Source organism: Paraburkholderia sp. J67, from assembly GCF_905220265.1.
Classification (GTDB): Bacteria; Pseudomonadota; Gammaproteobacteria; order Burkholderiales; family Burkholderiaceae; genus Paraburkholderia.
Window position 1 is genome coordinate 1 of record NZ_CAJMZK010000046.1, and the last position, 14,688, is coordinate 14,688.

Below are 14,688 nucleotides of genomic sequence, written 5' to 3' on the forward strand. Positions count from 1 at the left end.
GGTGCCGCCCCGCACAGGGGCAACGCTAATAGACCGACAACAAAACAAGGAAAGGCCAAATCCTTAAGAATGCCCACGCACAGACTCGCCAACGGCCACATCCGGCAATGCATCAGCCCGTTGCTGCTGCAAAGCCCACATCTGCGCATAATGCCCTTGGGCATTCAAAAGTTCGGAGTGCGTACCACGCTCGACAATCCGCCCGTGATCCATAACGATAATCTGCTGCGCATGCACCACCGTCGACAGCCGATGCGCAATAACGAGCGTAGTCCGCTCCCGCGCGATCAAATCGAGCTCATGCTGAATAGCCCGCTCCGACCGCGAATCGAGCGCTGAAGTCGCCTCATCGAAAAGCAGAACAGGCGGATTCTTGAGCAAGGTCCGCGCGATTGCCACGCGCTGCTTCTCGCCGCCTGAGAGCTTCAGGCCACGCTCGCCCACGGCCGTCTCATACCCCTTCGGCAAACTCTCGATAAACGCATGAATATGCGCCGCGCGCGCAGCCGCGATCACTTCCTCACGGCTAGCCGCAGGCCGCCCATAGGCGATGTTGTAATAGATCGAATCGTTAAACAGCACCGTATCCTGCGGCACGATGCCAATAGACGCGCGCAGCGTATCCTGCGTCACATCGCGAATATCCTGCCCGTCGATGGTGATCGCCCCACCCGCACCGCGCTCGAGATCGTAGAAGCGGAACATCAGCCGCGCGAGCGTCGACTTGCCCGATCCGCTATGCCCCACCACGGCCGTCGTGGTCCCGGCAGCGATGGTGAAACTCACATCGTGCAGAATCTGCCGCGCCGGCTCATAACCGAAGTTCACGCGCTCGAAGCGCACCTCGCCGCCGCGCACGGCAAGCGCAGGCGCATCTGGCGCGTCGGGCACCTCTCTCGCGACGGTCAGGAGCGTGAACATGCGATCCATGTCGGTGAGGCTCTGCTTGAGTTCGCGATACACCACGCCCAGAAAATTCAGCGGAATGTAGAGCTGCAACATGAACGTGTTGATGAGCACCAGATCGCCGAGCGTGAGCTTGCCCGCCATCACGCCGTGCGTCGCGCGCCAGAGGATAAACACGAGGCCCGTGCCGATAATCGCCTGCTGCCCAAAGTTCAGCGCGGAAAGCGAACGCTGCGACTTGATCGCCGCCGCGCGATAGCGATGCAGGTTTTCGTCGTAGCGCTGCGTTTCCCACTCTTCGTTGCCGAAGTACTTCACCGTTTCGTAGTTGAGCAGCGAATCGATCGCGCGCGAATTGGCCCGCGAATCCAGCTCGTTCATCGTGCGCCGATAGTGCGTGCGCCATTCAGTCACCTTCACGGTGAAAACGATGTACGCAGCCAGCGCCACCAGCGTGACGATCGCGTAATAAGCCTCGTACTTGACCGTGAAAAAGCCCAGCACGAGACCTACTTCGACGAGCGTCGGCAGGATGCTGTAGAGCGAGTAAGAGATCAGTTGCGTGATGCCACGCGTGCCGCGTTCGATGTCGCGCGACATGCCGCCCGTCTGGCGATCGAGGTGAAAACGCAGCGAAAGCGCATGCAGATGGCGGAACACCTTGAGCGCAAGCTGGCGCACAGCGCTTTCCGTCACCTTCGAAAAAAGGATTTCGCGCAGCTCGGTGAAAAGCGAGGTCGAGAGCCGCACCACCGCGTAGGCCACCACGAGCAGGCCCACGCCGCCAATCAGCACGATGCCGGGCGCGTGCTCCGCGCGGCCCAGAGCCGTGAGATGCCGCACCGGCGCAAGTCCATCGACGATGTGTTTCATCACGATCGGCACGCCCAGATTGGCGACTTTCGCGCCGATCAGGCAGGTCAGCGCAAATGCGACGCGCCATTTGTACGCGGTGAGATACGGCAGCAGCGAGACGATGGTCTGCCAGTCGTTGCGCGGCCCGGTGGCGGGCAGCGCGGGTTCGTTGGAAGCGGGAAAGCGGCGCATGGGCGATAGACGTGCCGGTCGTGCCACACGCATTCAAACGCGCGACACGGCGAGAGGTTGGGGACGCTTGAGACGGGTTAGGCGCAGGCGTCTATTCCAGCGGTCTGGCCGTTGGGCCGACCCGCCGCGCATGACGCTTTCCCGTACAATTCCTGATCACAGTATTGTCGCAGAAGGCGCCAAGCGCCGCTGAGGGCGCCTTAGGCGGCCCCACCCAGGCGGCCCCATCACTCCCGCCCTTTTCACGGACTCCCGATGACCGACTCTTATCCGCTTCCCCAGAAGTCGCCCGCGCTGCGCGTCGTGCCGCAGCCCTCGGACGCCAATGTCCACGGCGACGTGTTCGGCGGCTGGATCATGTCGCAAGTGGACATCGCCGGCTCGATTCCGGCAAGCCGCCGCGCCAATGGCCGTGTCGCCACCGTCGCGGTCAATTCGTTCCTGTTCAAGCAGCCGGTGTTCGTCGGCGACCTGCTGAGCTTCTACGCCGATATCGTCAAGACCGGCACGACCTCGGTGACCGTCGAGGTCGAGGTGTACGCCCAGCGCATGCGCCTCGCCGAGGAAGTCGTCAAGGTCACCGAAGCGACACTCACCTACGTGGCGACCGGCACCGATCGTCGTCCGCGCGCACTGCCGCCAGTCGAATAAGCGCCACCAGGGCGCGCGGGTCCACGCCCCGCGCCTCGATCCGCGCTCAATGCGCCCAGGCGAGGCCCGCGCCCTCTTCGTAGGCCGCGCTCGCCGAGAGCAGCGCGGCCACTTCCGGCCCCGGCAGCGGCGGCGCGAAGAAATAGCCCTGCAACTCGTCGCACGCTCGCTCGCGCAAGAACGCGAACTGCTGTGACGTCTCCACCCCTTCAGCGATCACCTGCAAGCGCAGCTCATGCGCGAGCGCGATGATGGCCGCCGTGATGGTCTCGTCGTCGGTGCTGGTGCCGATGTCCGCCACGAACGAGCGGTCGATCTTGAGCCGGTCCACCGGCAGGCGCTTCAGATAGCTCAGACTCGAATACCCGGTGCCGAAGTCGTCGATGGCAATCCCCACGCCCTGTTCGTGCAGCGCGTTGAGCATCGACACCGCCTCTTCCGTGTTGCGCATCAGCGTGCTTTCGGTGAGTTCGACTTCGAGCCAGCACGGGTCGAGGCCTGTCTCGCGCAGCACGTCGCTCACCAGTTGCGCGATGTCGCGCTGATGGAACGTCTTGGCGGACAGATTCACCGACACGCGCACCGGCGGCAGCCCGGCGTCCTGCCACGCGCGGTTCTGGCGGCACGCCTCGCGCAGCACCCAGTCCGAGAGCGGCCCGATCAGCCCGCTTTCCTCCGCGATGGGAATGAACTGCGACGGCGACACGAGCCCCGCCTCCGGGTCGAGCCAGCGCACCAGCGCCTCCATGCCGACGATGCGCCCGCTCTCGATCTCCACCTGCGGCTGGTAGTGCAGCAGGAACTCGTTGTCGCGCAGCGCGCGGCGCAGTCGCCGCTCCAGATTCATGCGCGCGCCCGCGCTAGCATTCATCTCCGGCTGATAGAACTGGAAGGTGTTGCGGCCCAGTTCCTTGGCGCGGTACATCGCGACGTCGGCCTTCTTGAGCAGCGTCTCGGCGTCGTTGCCGTCCTGCGGGAAGACGCTCGCGCCCATGCTGCAACCCACGTACAGCTCGGTGCCGTCGAGCAGCACCGGCTCCGAGATCATCTGGCGCGCGCGCTCCATCCAGCCGATCAGCGATTTTTCGTCGATGGTGTCGGTGAGCACGATCACGAACTCGTCGCCGCCATGACGTGCCACCGTATCGCTCGTGCGCGTGCAGCGCGTGAGTCGTTCGGCCACCACGCCCAGCAGCCGGTCGCCCACGCTGTGTCCCAGGCTGTCGTTGACGTTCTTGAAGCCGTCCAGATCGATAAAGACCACGGCGACACCGCGCGCGTGCCGCTGCGCCCCGACCAGCGCCTGTTGCAGCCGGTCACGCAGCAGGTTGCGGTTGGGCAGCAGCGTGAGGCTGTCGTAATTGGCCTGATATTCGAGCTGCTCCTGATAGCGGATCAACTCGGTCACGTCGTTGATGATGCCGATGTGGTGCGTAATGTGGCCGTCGAGATCGGGCACCGGCGCAATCAGCAGTTGATTCCAGAACAGCGCGCCGTCCTTGCGATAGTTGCGCAGCACGGCGCTCACCTCGCGATTGCCGAGCAGCGCCTGACGGATCGCCACGAGCCCGTCCTGATCGCGGTCGTCGCGCTGCAGCAGACGGCAGTCCTGGCCGATCACCTCGGCGGGATCGTAGCCGGTGATGCGGCGGAACGCCGGATTCGCGTACTCGATCAGATTGCTGCCGCCCGGGCCCGGCCCGGTGATCAGAATCGCGTTGACGCAGGCGTCGAGCGCGCGGCTCTGCAAGCGCAGCGCGAGGTCGGCGCGCTTGCTTTCGGTGGTGTCCGAATAGGTGCCTAGCACGCCCATCACGCGGCCGTCGCCGTCGAGCAGCGGCAGCTTGCTCGTGATCGTCGTGCGGTGCAGGCCGTCGATGGTCAGATCTTCTTCGTAGTTCAGGCGCGGCAGGCCGGCCACGATCACCTCGCGGTCCTGCTCGCGCATGTTGCCCGCGTAGGCGCGCCACGGCAGATCGTCGTCGGTGCGGCCGACGATCTGCTCGGGATACGAGAGCCCCGCGTCGCGCGCGAAGGTCATGTTGCAGCCGAGATAGCGCGACTGCGCGTCCTTCCAGTAGATGCGCTGCGGGATGTTGTCGATCACCGTTTCGAGCATCTGGTTGGAGCGCTGCGCCTCGACTTCGGCCTTGATCTGCTCGGTGACGTCGTCGGCGAGCACGAACACGGCGGCGCGGCCCATGAAGGTGAGCGCGTGGTGCGAAATGTCGACGCTGACGAGCGAGCCGTCGCGACGCAGGTGGTGCCAGATGCCGGCCATCGTGCGCACGTTGGGCGTGAGCGTGTCCGAGCGCGTGAGGTGCTGCTCGAGGCGCGAGACGTCCTCGGTCGGGCGGATCTCGCGGATCGTCATGTCGAGGAATTCTTCCTCGGTGTAGCCGTACTGCTGGATCGCCGCCGCATTGACGGCGAGAAAGCGCATCGTCTCGCGATCGAACACGTACATCGGCACCGGATGGGCGTCGAACAGGCCCTGGAAGCGCTCGTTGCGCGTGCGCATGCCGGCGAGCGCGCGCAGCTTTTCGCGCGCGGCGTTCTCGCGCACGCCGAAGGTGTAGATCAGCAGCGTCGCACCCGCGAGCATCGTCACGATCAGCAGGATCGAGGCGCGGCTGCCCGCGCGGGTGGATTCGGCCAGCGCGGCGGCCAGCGCGAGGTCCTGCTCGCCCTCCAGCGCCGAGAGTTTGGCCTCGACACCATCGACGCGCGTGTCGAGCCGGATGTATTCGTGCGCGACCCATCCAGCGGTGCCGATGAGCGGGGCGTTGGGCGCATCGGTGGTTTGCGCCTCCGGGGCGCTGGCCGGCGCGGCTGCGGCAAGCACCGACGTGCCAGGTGCAGCGTCCGACCCAGCGGCTGCGGCATAAGGCTCGGCAAGCGAGCCCGCCTTGGCGGTCGCTGGCGCGGAAGGGTTCGCATACGGCGCGGCCAGGTTCGCCGCACCCGCGCCCGGCGTCGAGGCGTACGGCTGCGCCAGGCTATGCGCGCTCACCTGCGGCGAAGCAACGGCATTGGCGCTCGCGTAAGGCTGCGCGAGGCTTTGAGACGCCTGTTGCGCCCCCGAACTGGCTGAATACGGTGACGAAAGATCGTGCGGATGCGCCTTCGCAGCCACGCTCGCGTGGCCGTGCTTGTTCGCGCCCAGATGCGCCGCTACGCCGGTGAATTTGCCGCGCTGGGCGGCGCGAGTCGGCGCGGCGTTGTTATTCGGTGCCGGAGCGACCTGAACCGCGGCTTGTGAAGCGGCAGCGCCCAACGGCCCACTGGCAGGCACAGCAACGGCCGCAGAAGCCGCCGCCTGCGCACTCGCCTGCACACGCGCATCGGCGACACGCTGTTCTGCACGCGCCAGGGTCTCGTCGATCTCGCGCGCGAGCAGCATCGCCTCGGTCGCCACGGTGTCGAAGCGTCGCGCCAGCGCGGGGTCGCCCGCGAGTTCGGCGTGCAAGGCCTGGGCGGTATCGTCGAGTTCGGCGGCGCGCGCTTCGCTGGCGTCGGCGGGTTCGGCCTCGCCATTCGAACCGAAGCGGCCCAGCGCGGCGAGCCCCGCGCCCAGCACGTCACGAAAATGGTCCAGATCGTGGCGCACGCGCGCGGCCTGCGCGGCCCGCTGGTCGATCTCGCGTTGCCCGCCGATCTGCGTCCATGCCACGAAAGCGTTTGCGCCCACGGCAGCCACCACCACCACGAGGTTGATGAGGTGCCGCTTCGAAAATTGAAGTTTCATGGATGCCGGAACGTCATTCGTCGCCGTAGGGCGGGCATGGGATGACTGCTAACGACCTGCGCGCAACAGGCTGGCGCGCCATGCGCCATTCCGGATAACGGCAACTCAAGTCAAGGCTTGAGGGGGATGCGCGAATTTTCGCGATCGCGACGCGAGTTTAGGGGGCGCGCTCTAGCGCGTGGCCCGCTGGCAGCCTGATGGAAGGCCCGGCAAGGCGCCGGTGCCCCGGCGAGACTCAACGCGGCACGGCCAGCCCGAATTCCTGCATGGCCGGCACGAAGTCATGGTTGGCCTCGGATTTGCGTGCGAGCTTGGTCAGCACGTAACGCTGGAACGGCGCGAGCTGCGCCCACTCCTCGACGCCCGGCGAGCACAGTTTTGCGAGCATCGCCTGGTTGGCGATGCCGTTGGGCACCGTGTTCACGTCGCGCCATGCGGGAGTTTCGTCGGGCGAGAACCATTCGGGCTCGACGTTGGCATGCGTGCGCAACATCTCGAACAGCGCGTGATCGAAATTCGGCTCGATCTCGGTGTCCTCGTCCACGGGAAAGCGCGCGAGCAGCCGGCGATCCTCGTAAGGCAGCAACTGCCACTGCGCCAGCGAGATGCGCAGCCCGAAACGATCCAGGTTGAAGCGCACGCACATGGGGATGAAGGTGAGGTCCTCGGACGAGGCGACCTCGTACTGGAACAGGAGCGGAGCTTCGGTCAATGCCATGGCGGTAATCCTCGCGAAGCGGGCCGGGGTGAGCGAAAGAGGCCCGCTTGAGGTATTTTAGAACCTTCCGCGCCGGGTTCAGCCGGGTTCAGCCCCTATGGCCATCGTCCCGTCTGCCGCGCCGCACAAGGATCACTGGAGTACCCCGCTTGAATTCCCCGCATTCCGCGACGCAAAACGCTTCGCAACCGGCCCTATCCCCCGCTCCCAATCCTCTGGCAAGCGAAGGCCAGCCCGGCGCCATTGAGTTACGCGTGCACCGGCATCGCGGCGAGAGCGTGGAAACGCGCGCTGATCACGTCGGCCAGGAATGGCCGGTCGCGCTGGTCTTCAACGGCATTTCGCACGCGGTGATGATGTGCACGCCGCGCGATCTGGAAGCGTTCGCGGTAGGTTTCGCGATTTCGGAAGGCATCGTCGGGCGCAATGCCGACATCCAGGACATCGAAGTGTTCTGGCAGGCCGACGCCGACATTCCGCACGCCGAAGTCCACCTCACGGTCGTGCAGCAAGCCTTCGTCGAACTGAAGGAAAAGCGCCGGGCGCTGGCCGGGCGCAGCGGCTGCGGCGTGTGCGGCATCGAGAGCATCGACCTGCTCGACCTCGAACCTGAAATCGTGCCCGACACGGGCTTTCTCGCGCGTCTCGCGCCGGATGCCATCGCCCGCGCCGCGCGCGAACTGCCGCAGCATCAGGCGCTCACCAAACTCACCGGCGGCCTGCATGCGGCCGCATGGTGCGACGCCGATGGCGCGATCCTGCGCGCCTTCGAGGACGTAGGCCGCCACAACGCGCTCGACAAGCTCATCGGCCAACTGGTGATCGAGCGCGCCGATACGCAACAAGGTTTCGTCTTTCTCTCCAGCCGCGCGAGCTACGAGCTGGTGCGCAAGGCCGCTCGAGTGGGCATGCCGATGGTCGCGACGATCTCGGCGCCCTCGTCGCTCGCGGTGACCATCGCGAAGCGCGCCGGACTGCGGCTCGTGAGCTTTTGCCGCGAGTCCGGTTTCGTCGATTACGACACGGCCTCGGCTACGGACTAGCTAAAGCGCCTCAGTCGAACTGCCGGAAATCCGGCTTGCGCTTTTGCAGGAAGGCCGTGAACGCCTCGCGCGCTTCGGGCGCGAGCAACATCTTGCCGAAGTGCACGGACTCCTCGCTCATCTGCGTCTTGATCTCGTGCTCGCTCGCGCGCTTCATGAGCGACTTGGTCGCGCGCAGCGACGACGCGGGCAGCGCCACCAGCTTCGCCAGTTGCGCGGCGACGAACGCTTCCAGTTCCGCGGCCGCCACGATGCGATTCACGAAGCCCAGGCGATGCGCTTCGGCCGCATCGAAGGTCTCGCCGAGCAGCAGCTTTTCCGCCGCGCCCTGATAGCCCGCGATACGCGGCAGCAGCAGCGACGAAGCGGCCTCCGGGCACAGGCCCAGTTGCGCGAACGGCATGGCGAAACGCGCCGTATCGGCGGCATAGACCAGGTCGCAATGCAGCAGCAGCGTCGTGCCGACGCCAACGGCCGCGCCCGCCACCTGGGCAACCAGCGGCTTCTCGAAGGTCGCGATGGTGTGCAGGAACTGCATCACGGGCGAATCGCCGCCGGTGGGCGGGTTCTTGAGGAAGTCCTCGATGTCGTTGCCCGCCGTGAAGATTTCGGCGTGGCCGCGCAGCAGCACAGCGCGCACGGTGCCGTCCTCCTGCGCCGAGGCGAGCGCGTCGCGCATCGCCTGATACATCGCGGGCGTGAGCGCATTCTTGCGCTCGGGGCGGTTGATGGTGATCGTCAGCACGCCGTTTTCGCGTGCGACGAGGATTTCGTTGCTCATGTAAGTGTCTCCACGATGCGAGGCTGGCAAACCTCACCCACCTGCCGGATATGAAAAACGGTTCGCAGACCGTGAAGCCTGCGAACCGTGTGTCTTATGCACTAGAGCGTGAACCGCTTACAGACGCTCGATGATGCCCGCAGCGCCCATACCGGTACCCACGCACATCGTCACCATGCCGTACTTGTAGTTGCGGCGGCGCAGGCCGTGCACGACCGTCGAAGCGCGGATCGCGCCCGTCGCACCGAGCGGGTGACCCAGCGCAATCGCGCCGCCCAACGGATTGATCTTCGACGGGTCGAGACCCAGGTCCTGGATCACCGCCAGCGACTGCGCGGCGAACGCCTCGTTCAGTTCGATCCAGTCGAGATCGTCCTGCTTCAGGCCCGCGGCCTTCAGCGCAGCCGGAATCGCTTCCTTCGGGCCGATGCCCATGATTTCCGGCGGCACGCCGCGCACGGCGAAGCTCACGAAACGCGCGAGCGGCGTGAGGTTGAACTGCTTGAGGATCTTCTCGGAGACCACGATCAGCGCACCCGCGCCATCCGAAGTCTGCGAGCTGTTGCCCGCCGTGACCGAGCCCTTGTTCGCGAACACCGCGCGCAGCTTCGCGAGACCTTCGAGCGTGGTGTCGGCGCGCGGGCCTTCGTCCAGCTCGATCAAACGTTCCTTCACCTTGACTTCGCCCGTGGCGAGATCGGGGAAACGCTCGACGATCGTGTACGGTGCGATTTCGTCCTTGAACTCGCCCGCCAGTTGCGCGGCCAGCGCGCGGCGATGCGATTCCACCGAGAACGCGTCCTGCGCCTCGCGGCTCACCTTCCAGCGCTCCGCCACTTTCTCGGCGGTCAGGCCCATACCGTAAGCAATGCCAACGTCTTCATTGCGATCGAAGATATGCGGCGAGAGCGACGGCTTGTTGCCCATCATCGGCACCATGCTCATCGATTCGCAGCCGCCCGCGATCATCGCGTCGGATTCGCCCACGCGGATACGGTCGGCGGCCATCGCGAGCGCCGTGAGACCCGAGGCGCAGAAGCGGTTGACGGTCACTCCGCCCACGCTTTGCGGCAGACCCGCGAGCAGCGCGCCGATACGCGCCACATTCAGACCCTGCTCCGCTTCGGGAATCGCGCAGCCAATGATGGCGTCTTCGATCACGCTCGTGTCGAGGCCCGGCACCTGCGCGACGGCCGACTTGATCGCGTGGACCAGCAGCTCGTCCGGGCGGGTGTTCTTGAACACGCCGCGCGGCGCCTTGCCGATGGGCGTGCGGCTCGCGGCGACGATGTATGCGTCCTGCAACTGTTTGCTCATCTGTAACTCCAGTATCTGGTAGGCGTCGTGCCGCTTAGTTGCGCACCGGCTTGCCGGTTTGCAGCATGCCCATGATGCGTTCCTGCGTCTTTTGCGTGCCGAGCAGGTCGACGAAAGCACGGCGCTCGAGCGTGAGCAGCCATTCCTCGTCGACGAGGCTGCCCGCCTCGACGTCGCCGCCGCACACCGCTTCCGCGATGCGGCCCGCGATCAGGTAATCGTGGTCGCTGATGAAGCGGCCATCGCGCATGTTGACGAGCGACGCCTTGATGGTCGAGATCGCCGAGCGCCCCGCGACCGGAATCTGCTTCGCACGCAGCGGCGCACGATAACCGGCAGCGCTCAATGCACGCGCTTCCTTCTTCGCCGTGTCGAGCAGTTCGAACACGTTGAAGACGATCGTGTCCGACGGCTTCAGATAGCCCATCGTGCGGGCTTCGAGCGCCGAGCCCGAGACCTTCGCCATCGCCGCGTTTTCGAACGACTTTTGCAGGAAACGCAGCAGGTCGCTGGGCACCGCGCCGATCTGCGCCGCCGCGTCGGCTGCGCGCAGCGCCGCTTCCTTCAGGCCACCGCCCGCCGGCACCAGGCCCACGCCCACTTCCACGAGGCCGACATAGCTTTCGATGTGCGCTACGCGCTTGGCGCTGTGCAGCATGATTTCGCAACCGCCGCCGAGCGCGATGCCCGACACCGCCGCCACGACCGGGACGTTCGCGTACTTCACGCGCATCATCGTGTCCTGGAACTTCTTCACGAACGGCTCGATGCCCTTCGCGCCGCCCATCATGAACGCAGGCATGGCTTCTTCGAGGTTCGCACCGGCCGAGAACGGGCCGCCCGGCGCGCCGAGCTTGAGCGACGTCGGTTGCCAGATCACGACGCCCTTGTAGCCGTCTTCCGCGATATCGATGGCCTTCGCGAGCGAATCCAGCACGCCCGGGCCCATCGTGTTCATCTTGCTCTTGTACGAGACGATGACGACGTCGTCCTCGCCCGCGCGGTCGTCGACCCACGCGCGCAGATGCTCGTTCTCGAACAGCGTCTTGCCGTAGGTCTTCGGATCGCGCGCATTCGATTCGCCGAACAGCGCCGCGCGGAACACCTGACGCTCATAGACCGGCAGATTCGAGCGCGGCACGAAGCGCGCTTCAGCCGGCGACCACGAGCCGTCCGCGCCATGCACGCCGCCGTTCGCCGCGACCGGGCCTTCCAGCACCCAGGCGGGCAGCGGTGCGCTCGACAGCGTCTTGCCTGCGTCGATGTCTTCCTTCACCCACTCGGCGACCTGCTTCCAGCCCGCGGCCTGCCAGCCTTCGAACGGACCTTCGTTCCAGCCGAAGCCCCAGCGAATCGCGAGGTCGACGTCGCGCGCGTTATCGGCGATCGACTCCAGATGCACGCCGATGTAATGGAACACATCGCGGAAGATCGCCCACAGGAACTGCGCCTGCGGATGCTGCGATTCGCGCAGCAGCTTCAGACGCTCTGCCGGCGGGCGCTTGAGGATGCGGCCCACGAGTTCGTCGGCCTTCGCGCCACCGTCCACGTACTCGCCGGTGTTGCCGTCGAGCACCTTGATCGCCTTGCCTTCCTTGCGATAGAAGCCGCCGCCCGTCTTCTGGCCGAGCGCGCCCTTGGCCACCAGCGCGGCCAGCACAGCCGGCGTCTCGTAGACCGCGAAGAACGGATCGTCCTTGAGGTTGTCCTGCATCGTTTTGATGACGTGCGCCATCGTGTCGAGGCCGACAACGTCAGCAGTCCGGAACGTTGCCGATTTCGCGCGGCCCAGACGGCTGCCCGTCAGGTCGTCGACTTCATCGAAACGCAGGCCGAACTTCTTCGCCTCGGTAATCACCGCGAGGATCGAGAAGATGCCGACGCGGTTCGCGATGAAGTTCGGCGTATCCTTCGCGCGCACCACGCCCTTGCCGACGACGCTCGTGAGGAACGATTCGAGCTGGTCGAGAATTTCGGGCTTCGTGTGCGTGGTCGGGATCAGTTCGACCAGGTGCATGTAGCGCGGCGGGTTAAAGAAGTGCACGCCGCAGAAGCGCGCCTTGAGGTTGTCGTCGAAACCTTGCGACAGTTCCGTGATCGACAGGCCCGAGGTGTTGGACGCGAAGATCGCGTTCGGTGCGAGGTGCGGCGCGACCTTCTTGTAGAGGTCGTGCTTCCAGTCCATGCGCTCGGCGATCGCCTCGATCACCACGTCGCATTCCGCCAACTTGGCGATGTCGTCTTCGTAGTTCGCGGGCGTGATGTACTGCGCGTCGTCCTTCACACCGAACGGCGCAGGCGAGAGCTTCTTCAGCGTCTCGATCGCCTTGAGCGCGATGGCGTTCTTCGGACCTTCCTTCGCGGGCAGATCGAACAGCAGCACGGGTACGCGGGCGTTGATCAGGTGCGCGGCGATCTGCGCGCCCATCACGCCGGCGCCGAGCACGGCGACCTTGCGAATATTGAGATTGCTCACGTTGTTCCTCCAGCGGATATGCAATGTCGAGCGGATGCGGGATGCGGACAGGTTTCGCAGCGCGAACCGGCGTGTCGTTGTTCTGGCCGGTGCGCCGCTTGAGAGATTCGGTGATGCGATGCGACGCGGTGCGCGCGCTAAATCATGCGCGCACCGCGTGTCACGCTTAGAACAGCGCTTCGTCGACTTCCATCAGCGTCTTCGAGCCGGCGCGTGCCTGGCGGATCGAGGTCGCCGTTTCGGGCAGCAGCTTCGCGAAGTAGAAGCGCGCGGTGGCCAGCTTCGACTTGTAGAACGGATCGCCCGAGCTTTCCTTGTCGAGCGCGATGCGCGCCATGCGTGCCCAGAAGTACGCGAACACGAGGTGGCCCGCCGTACGCAGATACGGCACTGCGGCCGCGCCCACTTCGTCGGGGTTCTGCATCGCCTTCATGCCGATTTCCATCGTGAGCTTCTGCACCTTGTCGCCGATATCGGCGAGCGGATTCACGAATTCCTGCATCTCCGTCTTGATGCCTTCGGCTTCGACGAAATCCGTCACGAGCTTGCCGAACTTCTTGAGCTTCGCGCCCATGTCGCCCAGCACTTTGCGGCCCAGCAGGTCGAGCGACTGGATCGTGTTGGTGCCTTCGTAGATCTGGTTGATGCGCGCGTCGCGCACGTACTGCTCCATGCCCCATTCGGCGATGAAGCCGTGGCCGCCGTACACCTGCATGCCGAGGTTGGTGCTCTCGAACGCGTTATCGGTGAGGAAGGCCTTGATGATCGGCGTGAGCAGCGCGACGAGATCCGCCGCTTCCTTGCGCTCGGCTTCGTCGCCGTGCGAGAGTTCCTTGTCGATCTGCAGCGCGGCCCAATACGTAAAGGCGCGCGCGCCTTCGGCCCAGGCCTTCTGCGTGAGCAGCATGCGGCGCACGTCCGGATGCACGATGATCGGGTCGGCGGCCTTTTCAGGGGCCTTCGGGCCGGTCAGCGAGCGCATCTGCAGACGCTCCTTCGCGTAGACCAGCGAGTTCTGGTAGGCGACTTCGGTGAGGCCGAGACCCTGCATGCCCACGCCCAGACGCGCGGCGTTCATCATCACGAACATGGCGTTCAAGCCCTTGTTCGGCTCGCCGACAAGCCAACCCGTCGCGCCGTCGAGGTTCATCACGCAGGTGGAATTGCCGTGAATGCCCATCTTGTGCTCGATCGAGCCGCACTTGATGCCGTTGCGCTCGCCCGGTTCGCCGGCAGCCGTCGGGATGAACTTCGGCACGATGAAGAGCGAAATGCCCTTGGTGCCTTGAGGCGCATCCGGCAGGCGCGCGAGCACGAGGTGGACGATGTTCTCCGCCATGTCGTGCTCACCGCTCGAGATGAAGATCTTCGTGCCGGAGATGGCGTAGGAGCCGTCGCTGTTCGGCTCGGCCTTGGTGCGCAGGATGCCGAGGTCAGTGCCGCAATGCGGCTCGGTCAGACACATCGTGCCGGTCCACACGCCTTCGACGAGCTTCGGCAGATAGGTCTTCTGGAGTTCGGGCGTGCCGTGCGCATGCACGCACTCGTAGGCGCCGTGCGAGAGACCCGGGTACATGGTCCACGCCTGGTTCGCCGAGTTGAGCATTTCGTAGAGCGCGTTGTTCACGAACGCGGGCAGGCCCTGGCCACCGTATTCGGGATCGCAGCCCAGTGCCGGCCAGCCGGCTTCCACGTATTGCTTGTAGGCTTCCTTGAAGCCCGTCGGCGTGGTGACGACGCCGTCGCCGGCGTACGTGCAGCCTTCACGGTCGCCGACCTGGTTCAGCGGAAACAGCACTTCCGAGCAGAACTTGCCTGCCTCTTCCAGCACCTGGTTGATGGTGTCGGCGTCGAGGTCGGCGTGCTTCGGCATCTGCTTGACTTCGCCTTCCACGTTCAGCAGTTCGTGCAGCACGAATTGCATGTCGCGCAGCGGCGCGGTGTACTGTCCCATGTTTTTTCTCCCTTGATAGAGCTTGGAGTTTCGGACCTGCTACGTTC

9 protein-coding genes are annotated in these 14,688 nt (G+C 65.3%); 2 read left to right on the forward strand and 7 right to left on the reverse strand.

From position 1 onward, the window contains the following. Positions 1–63: 63 nt before the first annotated feature. A complete protein-coding gene (locus U5782_RS39870) occupies positions 64–1,953 on the reverse strand; it encodes an ABC transporter ATP-binding protein/permease (RefSeq protein WP_322049364.1) in 1,890 nt (629 codons plus the stop codon). A gap of 255 nt (positions 1,954–2,208) precedes the next feature. Between U5782_RS39870 and U5782_RS39875 the strand changes: the two genes are divergently transcribed. Next, complete coding sequence (locus U5782_RS39875) at positions 2,209–2,604, forward strand: acyl-CoA thioesterase (protein ID WP_322049365.1); 396 nt, start codon at positions 2,209–2,211, stop codon at positions 2,602–2,604. Positions 2,605–2,650: 46 nt separating this feature from the next. On the opposite strand, the gene U5782_RS39880 is transcribed toward U5782_RS39875, so the two are convergent. Both U5782_RS39880 and U5782_RS39885 read right to left on the reverse strand, forming a co-directional pair. Beyond that, positions 2,651–6,352: an EAL domain-containing protein gene (locus tag U5782_RS39880; protein ID WP_322049366.1), complete on the reverse strand. Its 3,702-nt coding sequence runs from the start codon at positions 6,350–6,352 to the stop codon at positions 2,651–2,653. A gap of 235 nt (positions 6,353–6,587) precedes the next feature. Next, the gene (locus U5782_RS39885; RefSeq protein WP_322049367.1) at positions 6,588–7,070 is read right to left on the reverse strand and encodes a nitrate reductase associated protein; all 483 of its coding nucleotides are present in this window, start codon (positions 7,068–7,070) and stop codon (positions 6,588–6,590) included. 215 nt (positions 7,071–7,285) lie between these two features. On the opposite strand from U5782_RS39885, the gene fdhD reads away from it, so the two are divergent. Beyond that, positions 7,286–8,113: a formate dehydrogenase accessory sulfurtransferase FdhD gene (gene fdhD / locus U5782_RS39890; protein ID WP_322049385.1), complete on the forward strand. Its 828-nt coding sequence runs from the start codon at positions 7,286–7,288 to the stop codon at positions 8,111–8,113. A gap of 10 nt (positions 8,114–8,123) precedes the next feature. Here fdhD and U5782_RS39895 read toward each other — a convergent pair whose 3' ends face one another. From U5782_RS39895 to U5782_RS39910, 4 genes are all read right to left on the reverse strand, one after another. Further along, positions 8,124–8,894 (reverse strand): enoyl-CoA hydratase, encoded by a 771-nt coding sequence (locus U5782_RS39895; protein WP_322049368.1) that lies wholly within the window; start codon positions 8,892–8,894, stop codon positions 8,124–8,126. Positions 8,895–9,011: 117 nt separating this feature from the next. Beyond that, positions 9,012–10,211, reverse strand: a complete 1,200-nt coding sequence (locus U5782_RS39900) for an acetyl-CoA C-acyltransferase (protein WP_322049369.1) — start codon at positions 10,209–10,211, stop codon at positions 9,012–9,014. Positions 10,212–10,245: 34 nt separating this feature from the next. Beyond that, positions 10,246–12,687, reverse strand: a complete 2,442-nt coding sequence (locus U5782_RS39905; RefSeq protein ID WP_322049370.1) for a 3-hydroxyacyl-CoA dehydrogenase/enoyl-CoA hydratase family protein — start codon at positions 12,685–12,687, stop codon at positions 10,246–10,248. 166 nt (positions 12,688–12,853) lie between these two features. Next, positions 12,854–14,641, reverse strand: a complete 1,788-nt coding sequence (locus U5782_RS39910; protein ID WP_322049371.1) for an acyl-CoA dehydrogenase C-terminal domain-containing protein — start codon at positions 14,639–14,641, stop codon at positions 12,854–12,856. Positions 14,642–14,688 lie beyond the last annotated feature (47 nt).